Origin of the sequence: Streptomyces sp. MST-110588, assembly GCF_022695595.1 — a bacterium.
GTDB lineage: Bacteria > Actinomycetota > Actinomycetes > Streptomycetales > Streptomycetaceae > Streptomyces.
Genome location: NZ_CP074380.1, coordinates 7,143,532 through 7,160,294, shown reverse-complemented (window position 1 = coordinate 7,160,294; position 16,763 = coordinate 7,143,532). Strand labels below are relative to the sequence as shown.

Annotated in this window: 9 protein-coding genes and 3 pseudogenes; 4 read left to right on the top strand and 8 right to left on the bottom strand. The window is 72.5% G+C overall.

Features of this window, described 5'->3' with window-relative positions; translation table 11 throughout:
• Nucleotides 1-182: 182 nt before the first annotated feature.
• Nucleotides 183-3,425 (top strand): amidohydrolase family protein, encoded by a 3,243-nt coding sequence (locus tag KGS77_RS31285; RefSeq protein WP_242586496.1) that lies wholly within the window; start codon nucleotides 183-185, stop codon nucleotides 3,423-3,425.
• Nucleotides 3,426-3,464: 39 nt separating this feature from the next.
• Here KGS77_RS31285 and KGS77_RS31280 read toward each other — a convergent pair whose 3' ends face one another.
• On the bottom strand, nucleotides 3,465-4,775 hold the full coding sequence (locus tag KGS77_RS31280) for a Gfo/Idh/MocA family oxidoreductase (RefSeq protein WP_242586494.1): 1,311 nt from the start codon (nucleotides 4,773-4,775) through the stop codon (nucleotides 3,465-3,467).
• A 415-nt stretch (nucleotides 4,776-5,190) separates the two neighbouring features.
• On the opposite strand from KGS77_RS31280, the gene KGS77_RS31275 reads away from it, so the two are divergent.
• Nucleotides 5,191-6,504, top strand: coding sequence for an acyl-CoA dehydrogenase family protein (locus KGS77_RS31275; protein WP_242586491.1), 1,314 nt, complete (start codon nucleotides 5,191-5,193; stop codon nucleotides 6,502-6,504).
• 81 nt (nucleotides 6,505-6,585) lie between these two features.
• Here the strand turns inward: KGS77_RS31275 and KGS77_RS31270 are convergent, their stop codons facing one another.
• On the bottom strand, nucleotides 6,586-7,875 hold the full coding sequence (locus tag KGS77_RS31270; RefSeq protein WP_242586490.1) for an MFS transporter: 1,290 nt from the start codon (nucleotides 7,873-7,875) through the stop codon (nucleotides 6,586-6,588).
• Nucleotides 7,876-7,969: 94 nt separating this feature from the next.
• Here KGS77_RS31270 and KGS77_RS31265 point away from each other — a divergent pair.
• A pseudogene (locus KGS77_RS31265) lies at nucleotides 7,970-8,421 on the top strand (helix-turn-helix domain-containing protein).
• Between the two features lie 102 nt (nucleotides 8,422-8,523).
• On the opposite strand, the pseudogene KGS77_RS31260 reads toward KGS77_RS31265, so the two are convergent.
• From KGS77_RS31260 to KGS77_RS31235, 6 genes and pseudogenes are all read right to left on the bottom strand, one after another.
• Nucleotides 8,524-9,134: pseudogene (locus tag KGS77_RS31260) on the bottom strand (GAF domain-containing protein).
• Nucleotides 9,131-9,789 (bottom strand): annotated as a pseudogene (locus KGS77_RS31255) (ATP/GTP-binding protein). Before KGS77_RS31255 ends, KGS77_RS31260 begins: the two co-directional pseudogenes overlap by 4 nt.
• Nucleotides 9,767-10,168, bottom strand: a complete 402-nt coding sequence (locus KGS77_RS31250) for a DUF742 domain-containing protein (protein WP_242586486.1) — start codon at nucleotides 10,166-10,168, stop codon at nucleotides 9,767-9,769. Before KGS77_RS31250 ends, KGS77_RS31255 begins: the two are co-directional and overlap by 23 nt.
• Nucleotides 10,169-10,170: 2 nt before the next feature.
• The gene (locus KGS77_RS31245; RefSeq protein ID WP_242586485.1) at nucleotides 10,171-10,620 is read right to left on the bottom strand and encodes a roadblock/LC7 domain-containing protein; all 450 of its coding nucleotides are present in this window, start codon (nucleotides 10,618-10,620) and stop codon (nucleotides 10,171-10,173) included.
• Nucleotides 10,621-10,635: 15 nt separating this feature from the next.
• A complete protein-coding gene (locus KGS77_RS31240) occupies nucleotides 10,636-13,134 on the bottom strand; it encodes an ATP-binding protein (protein WP_277994290.1) in 2,499 nt (832 codons plus the stop codon).
• Between the two features lie 487 nt (nucleotides 13,135-13,621).
• Nucleotides 13,622-14,731, bottom strand: a complete 1,110-nt coding sequence (locus KGS77_RS31235) for an MBL fold metallo-hydrolase (RefSeq protein ID WP_242587800.1) — start codon at nucleotides 14,729-14,731, stop codon at nucleotides 13,622-13,624.
• Nucleotides 14,732-15,478: 747 nt separating this feature from the next.
• Here KGS77_RS31235 and KGS77_RS31230 point away from each other — a divergent pair.
• A complete protein-coding gene (locus KGS77_RS31230; protein ID WP_242586483.1) occupies nucleotides 15,479-16,744 on the top strand; it encodes a PT domain-containing protein in 1,266 nt (421 codons plus the stop codon).
• The last annotated feature ends 19 nt before the right edge of the window (nucleotides 16,745-16,763 follow it).

Below are 16,763 nucleotides of genomic sequence, written 5' to 3'. Positions count from 1 at the left end.
GGGATCCGGATCCGCCCGCGGTCGGCGCCCACTCTTCCCCGGTGGCCCATGAGACGCCAAGAGACGTGCGGAAAACGGGGTTGACCCCACGGCCACGACTCATGACACGATCAGGCGGCTCGTCCGTTGCTCCCGTATCTCTCGTTGCTGCATCCACGTAACCGCCCGTCGCAGGAGGACCGTTGGAGACCACCGACAGATCCGAACTCCCTTCCCCCCACTCCGGCCCCCTCTCGCGGCGCAGGTTCCTGCAGGGCACGGCCACGGCCGCCGCCGCTGCGGGGCTGGCGGGCCTGCCGGGAGGGGTGGCCACGGCCGCCACGGCTCCCGCGGCCACCCGCGCCCGTACCTCGCACCCCACGCTCTCCTTCACCGAGGCCACCAACGGCTCGGCGACCCTCTCCCCCGCCGGTGACCGGCTGGTCGCCGAGGTCCAGAACGTGCTGTGGTCCTTCCCCCGCGAGGGCGGTGACGCCCGCGCGCTGACCCCGCCCGACCTGGAGCCCACCCGCCCCGTCTTCTCCCCCGACGGCAGCCGGCTGGCCGTCTGCGCCTACCGCGGCGGCAACTTCCACCTGTGGACGCTGCGCCCCGACGGCTCCGGCCTGCGGCAGGTCACCGACGGTCCCTGGGACGACCGCGGCCCGGCCTGGTCCCCCGACGGCAGCCGGCTGGCCTTCGCCTCGGAGCGCGAGGGCGATCCGGTGACCGGCAGCCCGTACCGCATCTGGGTCCTGGACCTGCGGACCGGGAAGCTGACGCGGATCACGGGCCTTCCCGGACAGCAGGGGCCCCATCAGGACGGCGCCTGGGAGGACTTCGACCCGTCGTGGTCGCCGGACGGCGCACGGCTGGTGTTCGTACGGGGCCGGGTGGCCGGGACCGCGCTGCTCTCCCGTACGGTCGCCTCCGTGCAGGCCGACGGCGGCGGCGAGGTGCGCGTCGAGCACACCGAGACCGCCGCCGCGCAGGTCATGGCCCCGGCCCTGGCGCCGCCCGCTCCTGGCAGGGGCGCCGGCACCGGCCGGCTGGCCTATCTGCGGATCACCGACTTCCCCGGGCCCACCTGCACCCTGGTCGTGGACGGCGCCGCGGTGCCGGTCGAGGGCGATGTGATGCCCGTACCGCCGCGCTGGATCTCGCCGGAGGAGCTGCTGCTGACGGTCGGCGGCCGTTTCCAGGTGCTGCGGCCCAGCGCCCCCGAGAAGGCGGAGACGATCCCCTTCGACGCGGAGCTGGAGCTGAACCGTCCGCGCTACGAGGTCAAGGACTACGGTTTCGAACGGGCCGGGGTGCGGCCGGTGCGCGGGGTGCATCTGCCCGCGCTGTCCCCCGACGGCCGGCAGGTGGCCTTCGCCGCCCTCAACGCCCTGTGGCTGGCGCCCACTTCGGGCGGCGGCGCGCCGCGGCAGATCGTCCGGGCCCGTCCGACCCGTTATGTGCTCGGGCCGAGCTGGTCCCGGGACGGCCGTTTCCTGCTGTACGCGGACGACCGTGACGGGCTTTTCGCCGTACGCCGCCGGGATGTGGCCTCCGGCGAGGAGACCGTGCTGGCGACCGGGGGGCGGGTGCAGCCGGCGCTCTCCCCCGATGGTGAGCGACTGGCCGCACTCGACATGTCCGGAAATCTCGTGGTACGGACCCTGGCCGACGGCAAGGAGACGGTCCTGGCCGCGCCCCTGGGCGCCGGCGGGCTGCCGGGCCGCCCGAGCTGGTCCCCCGACGGCCGCTATGTGGCGTTCTGTGACCGCAACCGGCTCAACCGGCGCTTCCGTGAGGGCTACAACCTCATCCGCGTCCTCGACACTCGCACCGGAACCGCCCGTCTGCACGCCGTCGCGCCCCACGTCTCGATCTCCGACCGCTACGACTCCGGCCCGGTGTGGTCCCCGGACGGCCGCCATCTGGCGCTGATCGCCGAGTCCGCGCTGTGGCTGCTGCCCGTACGGCCCGACGGGACCCCCGACGGCGCGCCGCGCCGCCTGACCGACGAGAGCGCCGACCACCCCTCCTGGTCCGCCGACTCCCGTTCGCTGCTCTACCTGTCCGACGGGCGGCTGCGTCTGATCGGCGTGGACGGCACGGCGGCCCGTACGGTCCCGGTCGCGCTGGACCACCGCCGCTCGCGCACACAGGACACGGTCGTGCACGCCGGCCGGTTCTGGGACGGCACGGGCGAGGAGGTCCGCGAGGACGTCGACGTGGTCGTGCGGGACGGGCGGATCGCCGCCGTCGAGCCGCACCGCGCCCGGCGGGGCGCCGCCCGGCGCGTCGACGCCGCCACACGCACGGTGATCCCCGGGCTGTGGGACTCCCACACCCACCCCTGGCACGTCACCTACGGTGGCCGGCAGACCGCGCTCCAGCTCGCCTACGGCATCACCACGACCGTCTCCTTCGGCGGCTTCTCCTATGAGCAGGCCCGGGTACGCGAGGCGGTCACCGACGGTGCGCTGGCCGGCCCACGGCTGCTGACCTGCGGCGAACTGCTGGACGGCGGGCGGGTGGCGTACAGCATGGGCCGCGCCCACCGCACCCCTGAGGGGCTGCGCCGCTCGCTGGCCCGCGGGGCCGCCCTGGACTGGGACTTCGTCAAGACCTACGTCCGCGCGCCGGGCTGGGTCATGGCGGAGGCCGCCCGCTTCGCCCACCAGCGGCTGGGCGTACGCTCCGGCAGCCATCTCCTGACCCCCGGCGTCCAGCTCGGCCAGGACCTGACCACCCATTTGCAGGCCACCCAGCGGCTGGAGTACGGGCACGCCGTCTCCGCCTCCGGGCACGCCTACCAGGACGTCGAGGAGATCTACACCGCCACCGACTTCCACCTCGTCGCCACCCCCTTCTCCGCCGCCGCGCTGCTGGGCGAGGACCCGGGCCTGGCCGACGACCCGCGCGTACGGACCCTGATGCCGCCCTGGGACGTCGCGCTCGTACGGGAGAACGCGGGCCACCGGCCCACCCCTGCCCAGCTCTCCGACATGGAGACGGAGATCGGGGTCTACCGCAGGGTGCTGCGCGGCGGCGGGCTCGTCGCCCTGGGCACCGACCAGCCGCTGACCCCGGTCGGCCTCCACCTCCACCTGTGCCTGCGGGCCCTGCACCGGTACGGGCTGAGTGCCGCGCAGGCGCTGCGGACGGCGACGGTGCTGCCCGCGCGGGTCTTCGGCGCACAGGAGGACCTCGGGACGCTGGAGACGGGCAAGCTCGCCGACCTGACGATCATCGACGGTGACCCGTTCAGCGACTTCTCCTCCCTGGTCCGTACGGCGGCGGTGCTGCGCGGCGGGCGGCTGTACGAGCAGAAGGACCTGGTCGCCTCCTTCCCCGCGCCCTCCTCCCCGGCACTGCGGGCGCACGCGGACGAGGACTGGCTGGAGGTGGGGCGGCAGCACCGCCGGGAGTCCTGCTGCGACGCCGGGCACTGAGCCGCTCCAAGGCCTCGGTGGCGATCCCGCGGTGGCGGTTCAGGTCTGGCCCCGCTCGAAGTAGGTGAGGAGAGCGGGATCCAGGGGCGGGACCTCGTGCGGGGTCCCGCCGTCGCGCAGGGAGGCGGTGGCCCGGTCGGCGGCGGCCACGGCCATGCGGGCGGCGACGGGTGAGGTGTCGGTGGGGCCCCCTTCGCGGGCGAAGCGCAGGAACTCGTCCATCAGGAGGGGGTCCGCACCACCGTGGTCCTCCCCGTCCTCCCCGCTCCCGGCCTCCATGCCCTTCCTGCCTCCGTCCTCCCCGCTCCCGGCCTCCGCGTCCCGCCGCGCGTCCGCTCCTCCCGCTCCGGCGTACGGGTACGGGTACGGGTACGCGTACGGATTCGGCACCCGGTGCACCGCGTCGGCGTCCGCCCGGTAACCGGACCGCCGCGCGTTCCACACCTTCACCACGCCGCCGGGCCCGTCACCGAAGTTCTCCAGGCGGCCGGCGTCGCCGATGACGGTGTAGTTGCGCCAGTAGTCGGGGCTGAAGTGGCACTGCTGATAGGCCGCCAGCACCCCGTTGTCCAGTCTCAGGTTGACCAGGGAGACGTCCTCGACGTCGATGACCGGGTTCAGCCCGCGTTGCCTGGCCGGCGGCCAGCGGCCCTCGTCGGCGGGCCGGTCCTGCTGCCGGGCCTCGCCGGGCCCGCGCCGGGTGCCCTGCTCCCCGTACACCATCAGGTCGCCGAACGCCTGGACCTGCTGTGTGTAGCCGCCGGCCAGCCAGTGCAGCACATCGAGGTCGTGGACGCCCTTCTGCAGCAGCAGGCCGTTGGTGCAACGGCGTTCGGCGTGCCAGTCCTTGAAGTAGAAGTCGCCTCCGTGGGCGACGAAGTGGCGTACCCACACGGTCTTGACCGCGCCGATGTCGCCGCGCGCGATCAGGGCGCGCATGAGCCGTACGACGGGCATATGACGCATGTTGTGCCCGACGTAGAGCCGGGTGCCGGTCTCTCGGGCGGTGCGCAGGATCGTGTCGCACCGGTTCGTGGAGATTTCCAGTGGCTTTTCGACGAATACCGGTCGCCCGGTGCGCAAAGCCTGGCAGGAAAGGTCGGCGTGGGTGTGGTCGGGGGTGAGGACGAGCAGCGCGTCGATGTCCGCGCGACGGAGCAGCGCGCGGTGATCGGCCAGGACCGTGGCGCCGGGGAGGCACCGGGCGGCGTGGGCGCGTGCGTCCGGGTCGGGATCGGCCAGGGCCACGACGCGGGCGCCGCGACCGGGGCGGTGCGCGGTGAGCGCGAGGGGGCCGCGCTGGCCGAAGCCGAGAACTCCCAGCCGCAGGTCGGGCAGGTCAACGGTCATCCACGCCTCCTCGGGCGGTGGTTGGGCACGGGCCGCGGGCCGGTCGGCGGCCCGTGCCGCGCCACCCCACGCCACCCTCCCTCTTCGGGCGGCTGTCCCGCCAAGTCCGTACGCTCCGGGCCATTTTGGGACCACCTCCCCCGCAGGCACCGCGCTCACTCACCTCATATCGCACCCGCTCCGCGCACCGGACGACAGAAGTGGTGAACGATCAGACCGCGCTCCGGTCCGGGAGCGTTTATGCGAGGAGTTGGTGTTTTGTGCGCCGTGCAGCAGGTATGCCAACGGGTATTGCACGGGGTAAGCGCACAACGACCGTACGGATAGGGTGAGACCGGCGACCGCAGGACCGGAACGATCGCTGCCCGACCGACAGCCGGGGACGAGCAGCGGTATCCACGGAGGAGGGTTCGCCTTGCGTCACTACTTCACGGACCAGCAGCATGAAGCACTCCGGCGCCGGGTCCAGGCTTTCGCCGAACGCGAAGTGCGTCCCCGTATAGCCGAGATGGAGGCGTCCCGTTCCGTTTGCCACGACCTTTCGCGGCTGATCGCCCTTCAGGGCTGGATCGGCGCGACCGTGCACCGCTCCTACGGGGGCATGGGGGCCGGTCACCTGGCCAAGACGGTCATCATCGAGGAGCTGTCACGGGTGAGCGCCGCGATGGGGGCCATGGTGCAGGCGTCCCAGCTCGGTGTCGCCAAGATCATTCACTTCGGCAGCGAGGAGCAGAAGAAGACCTGGCTGCCCGCGATCGCCGCGGGCGAGTGCCTGCCGACCATCGCGGTCACCGAACCGCAGTCGGGCGGGCATGTCCTGGGCATGACCAGCACCGCCGTCCGCGACGGTGCGGACTACATACTCAACGGCCGCAAGGTCTACGTCGGCAACAGCCATGTCGGCGATCTGCACGGCGTGGTGGTACGGACCGGCGAGGGGTCCAGGGGCCTGTCGGCGTTCCTCGTGGAGTCCGGCCGTCCGGGCCTGCACGTGGGACGGCAGCAGGCGGCGATGGGCCTGCACGGCTTCAGTTTCGGCGAGCTGTACTTCGACGACTGCCGCGTCCCCGCGGCGAACCTGCTCGGCAAGGAGGGCCAGGGACTCTCCGTGGCGTACTCCTCCAGCGTCCTGTACGGGCGGCCCAACCTGACCGCGGTGTCGCTGGGCATCCATCAGGCGGTGCTGGACGAGACGGCCAGGTTCTGCGCGGAACGGCAGCGCTACGGCAAGCCGCTGGCCGACCTGAGCAATATCAAGCTCAAACTCGGACGGATCCAGTCGCGGCTGCTCACGGGACGACTCGCGGCCTATCACGCGGTGCACCTCCTCGATCAAGGGGCGACATGCGACGCGGAGTTGATGAACGCCAAGCTGATCAATGTGGAGATGGCGCTGGAGTCGGCCCGGGACTCCATGGAGGTGCACGCCGCGTGCGGGCTGCTCACCGACCGTCCGGTGGAGCGCTATCTGCGGGACGCCCACCACATCTTCGCCCCCGCCGGCACCTCCGACATCCAGTTGCTGCGGCTGGGGGAGGTGGCGCTGGGCACGGCGAAGGGCCAGTGGTCCGGCCGCCTGTCGAAACTCCTGCGGCTGGAACCGGCCGAGCGGGCGGAGGCGGGAGCGGAGGTGCAGGAAGGCGCCCGTACGGACACACCGGGTCCCGAGCTGCCCGCACAGCGCGCCGAACGGCCCAAGGAGCACATCCGCCTCGCGCCCGCCGGATGAGCTAGGAGAAGGAGCAGCGACAGGAACCCGGCGAGAACCGTGCCACCACCGGACCGGCCCCTCGGGTCCGCGGCACCTCCGTCAGTCGCTGTCCGGCGGGAGCGCCCGGACTTCGCTGCCGGAGGTCACCCTGGCTGCGGGGTCCGGGGCGCCGTGTCGCGTCAACGCCCACAGCAGGAGCCCGAGGCAACTGAACGCGGCGCCCAGCGCGCACACGGCACCCCAGCCGGCCACCGTGTACAGGGAGGTCGCGGCGATGGCGCCGGTGGCGCTGCCGATCGAGTAGAAGACCATGTACCCGCCGATCAGCCGGCTGCCCGCCTCCGGGTGCAGCGCGTAGATCAGTGTCTGATTGGTGACGTGGACCGCCTGCACGGCGAGGTCGAGGAGGATCACCCCGACGATCAGCGCCGCGAGCGAGCTGCGGGTGAAGGCCAGGGGCAGCCACGAGACGGCGAGCAGCGCCAGGGCCGTGCCGGTGGTCCGCCGGGAGAGCCCTCGGTCGTTCAGGCGGCCCGCCACGTTCGCGGCCAGGGCGCCGGCGGCACCGATCAGCCCCAGCGCCCCGATCGCGCTGTGGGACAGGAAGTACGGGGCCTGGCTGAGCGGCAGCGCGACGCTGCTCCACAGGGTGCTGAAGGCGGCGAAGATCAGCAGGCCGAACAGGGCCCGGAGCCTCAGCAGCCGCTCCCGTGCGAACAGGGTGACCGTGGAGCGCAGGAGCTGTCCGTAGCGCAGGGTGGCCGGCGGGGCGGCGCTGTGGCGTGGCAGCACCCGGTACAGGACCAGGGCGAGCAGGGCGGTGAGCAACGCCGAGGCGAGGTAGACCGAGCGCCAGCCCGCGAGATCGGCCATGAGGCCGGACGCGGTACGGGCGAGCAGGATCCCGATGACCACGCCGCCGGTCACCCGGCCGACGACCCGTCCGCGCTCGGCGGGAGGGGCCAGTGATGCGGCGAAGGCCACCAGCGTCTGGGTGACGACCGCGAGAAGTCCTGTCGCGGCCATGCCCACGAGCAGGACCGCCGCCGTGCGGGCGGCGGCCACCACGGCCAGCGCCAGCACCAGGAGCAGCAACTGGGCCACGACGAGCCGTCTGCGGTCGGCCACGTCGCCCAGCGGCACGAGGAAGAAGAGTCCCAGCCCGTATCCGACCTGCGTGAGGGTGACCACGCTGCCGACGAGTGCCGGGCTCATGGCGAGGTCGTGGCCCATGGTCACCAGGAGCGGCTGGGAGAAGTAGACGTTGGCCACCGCGGCCCCGCAGGCGACCGCGAACAGCATGACGACGCCGCGGGAGAGGACGAACGCGGAACCCACCGCGTTCGGGGCCTCGGTCTGTGGTGTCACGGCCTCACCGTTGCCGGGCATCAGCACTCCTCCAATATCTGGTTTCAACTTGCTACCACCCGGGACGGTAGCTTCCCTGGTAGCATGTTGCAACCACGCGAGAGTGAGGGACGCCATGGTGACCAGGACGCGCTTCAACGACAGCGAATGCCCCGTCGCCCGGTCGGTGGACGCGATCGGCGACTGGTGGTCCCTGCTGATCGTGCGGGACGCCTTCGACGGAAGCCGGCGCTTCGGGGAGTTCCAGCGCAGCCTCGGCGTGGCGAAGAACATCCTCACCGCGCGACTGCGCACCCTGGTCGCCGGCGGTGTCCTGGAATCCGTCCCCGCCTCGGACGGCAGCGCCTACCGCGAGTACGTACTGACTCCCAAGGGCAAGGCGCTCTTCCCCGTGATCGTGGCACTGCGGCAGTGGGGCGAGGAGAACTTCTTCGCCCCGGCGAGCCGCACTCACAGTTGGTCGACCGCCGGCAGGGACGCCGCCTGCGCGCACTGGAAGTACTGTCGCAGGACGGGCGACGGCTGGACCCCGACGACACCACCGTCCACAAGGTCTCCACCCCGTGATCCGAGCCGGAACAGGAACGGGCCGAAGGAGTGGTCTTCAGTCCTCTTCCGTCGCCAGGGCTCTTCCTTCGTCAGAGCTCTGCCTACATCAGGTCTTTCGGTTCACGGCTCTTCCGACGTCAGCCGCCGCTCCATGCAGTGGATCTGTTCGACCAGTTCCGCCGCCATCGTCTTGATGGTGTCCAGCCCTTCCCGTCCCCAGGGGCGGGGCTCCAGATCGACGACGCATACGGTGCCCAGCGCCGTACCCGTACGGTCGATCAGCGGCGCGCCCAGATAGGAGCGGATGCCGATCTCGTCGACGACCGGATTGCCCGCGAACCGCGGGTAGTCGCAGACGTCCTCCAGGACGAGCGCCTTGCGCCGCACGATGACATGCGGGCAGTACCCGTGGTCGCGGGCCATCACCCGCCCGGCTGGGCGCTCGGCGGCGCGGGCCCGAGTTCCACGGGCGCCTGGTCGCTCGCCGGGGTGTAGAGCCCGGCGAAGTACTGCCGGTGCTCGTCGATGAAGTTGACCATGGCGTACGGCGCCTCGGTCGTACGGGCCAGTTTGCGCGCGAACGCATCGAAGGCGGGCAGCGGGGCCTCCCCGATGCCCAGGACACGCAGCCGGGCGACCCGCGCCGGGGCCTCGTCGTCCTGGGGAGTGAGCAGGAGATGACGCGTCGGGTCGTAGGACACATATGGCGTGCGGGAAACGGGGCGGTTCATGGCAGCTCCGGGGTGGTGACGAGGGCGGGCGTGAGGAGGTGCTGGACCAGACTGACCAGGACGTGGGTGGAGGAGCTGCACTGCCGGGCGTCGCAGAGCACGACCGGGACATGGGCCGGCAGGTCTATGGCGGTGCGCACCTCGGCGGGTTCGTACCGGTAGGAGCCGTCGAACTCGTTGACGGCGACGACGAAGCCGATGCCCCGGCGTTCGAAGAAGTCGACGGCGGCGAAGCACTGGTCCAGGCGGCGGGTGTCGGCGAGGACGACGGCGCCGAGCGCGCCGCTGGACAGTTCGTCCCACATGAACCAGAAGCGCTGCTGGCCCGGCGTGCCGAAGAGGTAGAGGACGTGCTCCCGGCCGAGGGTGATGCGGCCGAAGTCCATGGCGACGGTGGTGGTGCTCTTGTCCTCGATGCCCGCCAGGTCGTCCGTACCGACGCTGATCTGGGTGAGCAGTTCTTCCGTACTGAGCGGCTCGATCTCGCTCACCGCCCCGACGAAGGTCGTCTTGCCGACCCCGAACCCCCGGCGACCAGGATCTTCAGTGCGAGGGGAAAGGGGGCGCCACACGGCACCGGCTCCGGCCGCGAGCCCCGCCCGGAGCTCGGCCGGAAGCCTGGTGAGAGGGGGTCACAACCGTTTGCGAAGTCCATCCAGCACCGCTTCCAAGAGAGCTCGGTCGGTACGTGCCGCGGGGCTTGTCGAGGCCGGTACGGGCGCCTGCGCGGTGAGCGCCCCGCACTCCACGAGGTCGGCGAGGAGCACCTTGGTGATCACGGCGGGCAGATGTATGTGCGCGGCGATCTCCGCGACCGAGACCGGGCCTCCGCACAGCCCCAGCACCTTGGCGTAGTCCGGCCCCTGACAGGTCACGGGCCGCTTGCCGGTGGCCATCACCATGGTCAGCAGGTCGAAGTGGGCCGTCGGACGGGTACGGCCGTTGCTGACGGTGTACGGGCGGACCAGGCGGCCCGCCTCGTCGTCGAGCCACAGGGCGTCCCGGCCCTGCCGCCGGCGGCGTGCGCCCACCATGGTCAGCGCCCGCCCGCCGGTGTCTGTTTTCGTGCCGGGGTCCCCAGATACGGCCGTACGCTCTTGACCAGCATGCCCATTTCGTAACCCAGGACCGCCACATCGGCCTCCCGGCCGGCCAGTACGGCCAGGCAGGCACCCGATCCCGCCGTGGAGACGAACAGGAAGGTGGACTCCAGTTCCACGACGACCTGGAGGACCTCGTCCCCGTCACCGAAGCGCACCCCTGCGCTGCGGGCCAGGGAGTACAGGCCGGAGGAGAGGGCGGCCATGTGGTCGGCGCTGTCCGGGTCGAAGCCGTGGGCGGCCTTGACCAGGCCGTCGCAGGACAGCAGGAGCGCGCTGGTGGCGTGCGGAACCCGCTGGACGAGTCCGGTCAGCAGCCAGGAGAGGTCCGTCGAGGAACCTGTCTTGAGCGGCGGGCGGGCCTTGGCGTGCACATCACTCACCATGGTTGTGGTCGTCTCCTAGAGGGCGCGGCGCGTCGGTGTCGTAGCCGCTGCCGTATTCGATGTCGTACGCGGGGTCATAGGGGGCCGGATGCCGCCGGGGCCGGTCGTGTGCGGGGCGGTGCTCGCGCCGTCACCGTGGCCGGTGGTTCCGGTGGTTCCGGTGGTTCCGGAGGTCGCAGCGGTGGCGGCGGAGAGAGCGGGGTCGTAGCTGTCGTCGGCGAGGCTGATGCCGCGCCGGAACGCGGCCATCAGATTGGGGTCGTGCTCGGGCTCGGGGCCGGCACCCGGATCGCGGCGCGCGGACGGCAGGATCGGGTCGCCGCGCAACTGCGGGACGAGGTGTTCCTGCTTACGGCGGCGCGGCAGGCGCGGGCGGGCGCCGTCGTCCGGGGCGGCGGGCGGCGGGGGCGGCAGCAGGACCGGCCCCGGGTCGTGCTGGGTGGGGGCGGACGGCGTACGCGTCAAGGAGTCGTCGGACGGTGTACGCATCGCGGGGTCGGACGGTGTACGCATCGCCGGGTCGGACGGGAGGTCACGGGCTTCGGCGGACGGGGCCGGCCGTGCCTCGGGCACTCGGGCGGGCGGGCGGCTGCCGGCGGCGTGCCGCCGGGATCCGGGCCGCTCGGCGGGAGGGGAGTCCGCCGGACGCTGGCCGGCCACCCGTGCGTCACCCGGCTGTCCCGCGGCCTCGTACAGTCCGCCCGGGTACGTGCCGGACAGGTGCGGGCCGCCCGGCTGGGCGCCGGCCGCGGGGACATAGCCGTCTGCTCCCGGCAAACCGTCCTCGCCGCGTAGACCTCCCTCGCCGCGTGAGCCGTACGGGACAGGGCCGGCGGACACGGCGGAATCGGTGGCTCCGGCAGAACCGGCCGAAGCGGAACCGGCTGAAGGGGAACCGGCCGGGCCGGGACCCGTCGGAGCGGAACCGGCCGGAGCTCGGGTGACCATGGGGGACGTCGGCAGGGACGGCGACGGCAGGCCCGTACCCGCGTCGAGGGGTTCGGCCCCCTGAGACCCGCGTACGGGCCGTCGGTGCGACGGGTCCGCCGGGAAGACGGCGGGGGCGGCCGGGGCGGAGGCGGTGGTGGTGGCGGCGCCGAGGGCTGTCCGGCCCGCCTGTGCGGCGCGGTACTCCTCCACGGAGACCGGCCGCGGCCCGGCGTCCGCCGGTTCGGCGGCACCGGCCCCGTCCTCCTCGAACTCTCCCGTTTCCTCCCCCTCCGCGCCGAGCAGCCCCGTCGGCAGGACCAGGACGGCTTGGACGCCGCCGTAGATGTTGCTCTGCAGACGGACCACGATGCCGTGCCGCCGGGCGAGCGAGGAGACCACGAAGAGCCCGATCCGGCCGTCGCTCAGCAGCTCTGCCACGTCGACGTGTTCGGGGTCGGCGAGCAGCGCGTTCATCCGCGCCTGATCCTCCATGGACATGCCCAGCCCGCGGTCCTCGACCTCCACGGCGAGGCCGGCCGTCACGAGCTGCGCGCGCAGCAGGACGTGGGTGTGCGGGGCGGAATAGACCGAGGCGTTCTCGACGAGTTCGGCCAGGAGGTGGATGACGTCGGCGACGGCGTGGCCGCGCAGCGTTCCCTCGATCGGCGGTACGAGCTTGACGCGCGGGTACTGCTCGACCTCGGCGATGGAGGAGCGCAGCACCTCGGTCATGGTCACCGGACGGCTCCACTGGCGGCGCGAGATGGCGCCGCCGAGGACGGCGAGGTTCTCGGCGTGCCGGCGGATGCGGGTGGCCAGGTGGTCGACGTGGAAGAGGCCCTTGAGCAGGTCGGGGTCCTCGACCTGGTTCTCCAGTTCGTCCAGCAGCTCGATCTCGCGGTGCACGAGGGACTGGAGGCGCCGGGCGAGGTTGACGAAGACCTCGACCTTCTGCTCACTGCCGCTGGCGTTGCTGCGCGCGATGGCCACCGCGTCGATGACGGCGACCTCGGCGGCCCGGCCGGCGGCGGCCACTTCATCGGCGAGCAGGTCCAGGGTGTCGCCGTCGCCGGAGGACGTCTGAGTCTGAGGGGGTACGGGGTCGCGGTGCTGGAGCCATTCGCCCTGCCGTACCCGGTGCAGCAGGTCGTAGAGGTCGGACTGACTGCGGGCACAGACCTGGCGCAGTCGGGCGTAGCGGGTGACGGCGGCGCGGGCCTCGGCGTTGGCGGCGGCGCCGGCCACCATCACGATGCCGCAGACCAGCGCGCCGGCGACGAGCAGCACCGCCCATTCGCGGGCCGCCACCTCCACGCCGCCGGCCCGGGTGACGAAGGCGGTGGCGGCCGAGCAGGTCACGGCGACCAGTAGCGACGGGACGGCGGCGAGCCGCACCAGGCGGGTCCGTATCGCCGAATCGGCGGCCGACTCGGGGAAGGGGGCCCGGCCGTGCCGCCCGCCCTCACGGTCCCGCCGCCTGGCGGACGACGTGGATACGGGGGCCACCCCCTGTGAGTCCAGGGCCTCCTGGGGCCTCTGGTACTCCTGGGACGTCTTGGCCCCCTGGGGGAATGCAGCAGGCATCGGCGCTCTCCGGATCGGCCGTCGGCAGTTCGCGGAGCACGCACGCTAGTTGTTGCCGGGGGGTGGTTCGGGCTCACTTCAGGTTTCGCTACCCCGCGCCACCTTCTTGGGGTGCCTCCCTCGTACGGCCGTGCGTATCTATCCGAATCCCTATACGGAACCCGCTTTACGAGGCGCGAGTCCGTGCCTGACCACAGGACGCGCGGGGTGCCCGCTCGTAGGACGCGGGTGGGCACCCTCTACAGGTGCGAGTGGATACCCGCTCACGGGACCATGTATGCGTACCCAGCCGCGTATGTGTGCCGGACCGCGCTTGGATGCCGCACCGCGCATGGACGCCGGACCGCGTCCGCGTACCGGAGGACCACGTTGCTCATGTGGCTCATGTGGCTCACGTGGCTGCCCGGACCGCGGGCGCGTGCAGGACCGCGGGCGCGTGCGCGTGCAGGACGGCGTACGCGCACCGAACGGGCCGGCCGGCTCGCCTCTACGCCGAGGGGGTCGGTGCCTGGCGGGAGGAATCCGGTGCGGCGGTGCCCGCGGGCGGCCAGCTCGGCCAGCCGTGGACGGGCGGCAGGGCGATCGCCCGCCACCAGGGCTCCACGACCTGCTCGTCGGCGGGCTCGAAAGGCCGGCCGGGCGGCGGCGTGGCCACCTTCGCGCCCTCCGCGCGGGCCGCCACGACCGTTCGCTCGATGGGCTCGACCCACGGGTGCGGCGCCAGATCGAACGTCCCCCAGTGGATCGGCAGCAGCGTCCCTGCAGGGCTGCCGCCCGACAGGTCGATGTGCGTCCGCAGCCCCTGCTCCGGCGTCATGTGGACGTCCGGCCAGAACTCCTCGCTGTACGCACCGATCTGGATCATCGTCGCGTCGAACGGCCCGTGTTCGGCACCGATCTCGGCGAACCCGGCGAAGTAACCGGTGTCGCCGCTGTGGTAGATCCGGTGCTCGGGGCCGGCCACCACCCAGGAGGCCCACAGGGTGTGCTGCGGGCCGCGCAGCCCGCGCCCGCAGAAGTGCTGCGCAGGCGTGGCGGTCAGCGCCAGTCCGCTCACGCGGGTGGACTCGTTCCAGTCCAGTTCCGTGATCCGCTCGGCGGGTACGCCCCAGAACTCCAAGTCGGCGCCGATGCCGAGCGGCACGACGAAGGCCGCTCCGGTGGGGATCAGCCGCTGGACGGTCGGCATGTCCAGGTGGTCGTAATGGTCGTGGGAAATCACCACGACATCCACCGGCGCCAGCTCATGAAGCCCGATGGGCACCGGGTGCATACGCTTGGGCCCGGCCCAGGTGAACGGCGAGCAGCGTTCGCCCCAGACCGGGTCGAAGAGCACCCGTCGCCCGTCGATCTCGGCGAGTACGCTCGCATGGCCCATCCAGGTGAGCCGCAGCCCGGAGGCGGGCGGCCGGCCCCAGTCGGCCTCGGTCGGCCGGTGTACGGGAATCTTGCCGACCGGTGCCCTGCGCCGGCGGCCCTCGCGATTGAGCTGCGTACGGATGACCGGCACCGCTGCCCCGGGCAGAAGCTGCCGGGTCGGCACGGGGTTGCGGAACTGCCCGTCCACGAATTGTGGTGAGCGCCTTATCCTCGCCATCCGCTCGCCCGTGGGCAGCGCGCCGAAGGTCGCGGGCCGCAGGGCGGCGAGCGAGGAAAGACCGGAGGGCAGACGGGCCGGGAGGCGCGGGATGTAGCGCGACGAGGAGCGCGCCGCCGGGGCCGTGGCGGGGCGTGGCGAGGAGCCCGGCGCGGAATCCGGTGCAAAGCCCGGTGTGGAGTCCGGTGTGGAGCCCGGTGTGAGATGTGGCGCGGCCGAACGCGCAGGTCGGGGTCGGGAACCGGTCACGGCACCTCCAAGGTCGGGGCAGTCGCGAGTTGAACGGACCGCGGTGACGGCGGGTTCCGGGGGGCCGGTGGGACCGGCCGGCCCGGCGGTCTCGCGCCCGGGACGCGGCGCCGCCTGCCGAAGCCGCGACACCCGGACACAACACACCTTCACCCTCACCCTCAGCCCCGGACCGCGCGACCCGCCACAGCGTTCCCCCGCACGCCGCCAGGGGCGCGCCGGCCCTGTCCACGGTCCGCGAACGCCCCTACCTTCGTGCCAGACGCCGCACGCACGGACCGTGGCCCCGGCCGGGCCGCTGGGCGGCCGGGCGCCGGGGCTGGGGGCTGGGGCTGGGCACGTTCGATCGACCCCGACCGAAGGTCAGGGAAGCCTCAGGGACGTCTCGGGGTTCCGGCGGGGTTCGGGGTGGCGGGCCAGCGGAAGAGTTGAGTCAGCGGGGTCGGGGGATGCAAGAACTATCGGGGGTGTTGGGGGATGTGGCGCTTCAGGAATCCGGTGACGACGGCCACACGACCGGTCGCACAGCCGGTCGCGCAGCCGACGGGAAAACCGGCGGGAAAACCGTTCGAGGAGCAGATCGGGAAGTCGTCCGCGGGGCCGGTGGACAAGTCGGCCCTGGAGCCGGACTCCCAGCCGATCAGCGGGCGGTCGCCCGGCGGGCCGGCCGGGCAGCCGATCCGTACGGCCCCCAAATCCCCTGGCGGCCCGTCCGCCCGGCACGGCACGGACATAGGCACGGCGGTCACCGCCACGGACCGGGACGCCTCGGACGCGAGCACGACCACAGCGCCCATTGACGGGGCGGCGACGCGCGGAGCGCGGCCCCGGGGTTGGCTGGTGCTCGCGCCTCCCGGGGTCACGCTCGGCCTGCTGGCCATCGGCGCGCTCGGCACGGGATTCGTGGGGCGTTTCCGGTCCGCCGAGTCCCCGCGGGCCCGCGCCTTCACCTCGCTGCTGGAATTCGACCTGTGGAGTGCCCTGGTCGGCGCCTCCATCGCGCTGTACGCCGCGGTCGCCTGGGCCATGACGTACGCCATACGGGAACGCTGGCGCCACCCGGCCGACCGCCCGCGCCCCACGGCACTGGCCATCCTTCTGACAGGCACGGCCATACTGGCAGTGGCGGTCTTCACGATCCTGCGCTTCTTCACCCGGTCCGGGAGTACGCCTGTGCCGCTGGACGGGGTGCGATGGCGGATGCCGCTGCTGCTGGGCCTGGGCATGCTGGCGGCGCTGCCCGGGGCGGTCGGGCTGTGGGACATACAGGCGAAGCTGCTGCGCCTGAGCGCCCGGATACCGAAGGAGCCCGGGACGCCGCCACCGCCGGACGCCCTGCGGGAACTGGACCGGGCATGGCGGGACGCCATGCGCTTCCTGACGGGCGGCAGCCTGATCATCTCGACCGCGGTGGTGGACGTGGGTGCGCTGCGCAACGCCCTGCTCGCCTACGGCATACCCGAGCAGCGGTTTCCCGCCTCCTCCGTCCTGCTCTACGGCGCGTTCTTCAGCGTGATGTTCGCCCTGGTCTTTCTGCCGGTGGTGCTCCTGTGGCGGTCGGTCGCCGCGCGGCTGCTGGCAGCGGCGGTAGGCATTCCCGAGCCGGACGGTCTGAACGACGAGTGGCTGGCGCGGCGCGGCCGGCTGATGACCTTCCTCCATCTGGACCTGTCCCTGATGAAGGTGCTGAAACCGGCACTCGGCATCCTGGCGCCCCTGGTGACCGGCGCGCTGAGCCTGTTCCTGCCCGGCAGCGGCCGATGAGCCGAGCAGGACTTCACCC

What these genes read in the sequence shown, in the direction of transcription:
- KGS77_RS31280 (WP_242586494.1), bottom strand. Translation starts at nt 4,775, where the DNA reads ATGACCGTTGACCTGCCCGACCTGCGGCTGGGAGTTCTCGGCTTCGGC.
- KGS77_RS31270 (WP_242586490.1), bottom strand. Translation starts at nt 7,875, where the DNA reads ATGCCCGGCAACGGTGAGGCCGTGACACCACAGACCGAGGCCCCGAAC.
- KGS77_RS31250 (WP_242586486.1), bottom strand. Translation starts at nt 10,168, where the DNA reads ATGGTGGGCGCACGCCGCCGGCGGCAGGGCCGGGACGCCCTGTGGCTC.
- KGS77_RS31245 (WP_242586485.1), bottom strand. Translation starts at nt 10,620, where the DNA reads ATGGTGAGTGATGTGCACGCCAAGGCCCGCCCGCCGCTCAAGACAGGT.
- KGS77_RS31240 (WP_277994290.1), bottom strand. Translation starts at nt 13,134, where the DNA reads ATGCCTGCTGCATTCCCCCAGGGGGCCAAGACGTCCCAGGAGTACCAG.
- KGS77_RS31235 (WP_242587800.1), bottom strand. Translation starts at nt 14,731, where the DNA reads ATGGCGAGGATAAGGCGCTCACCACAATTCGTGGACGGGCAGTTCCGC.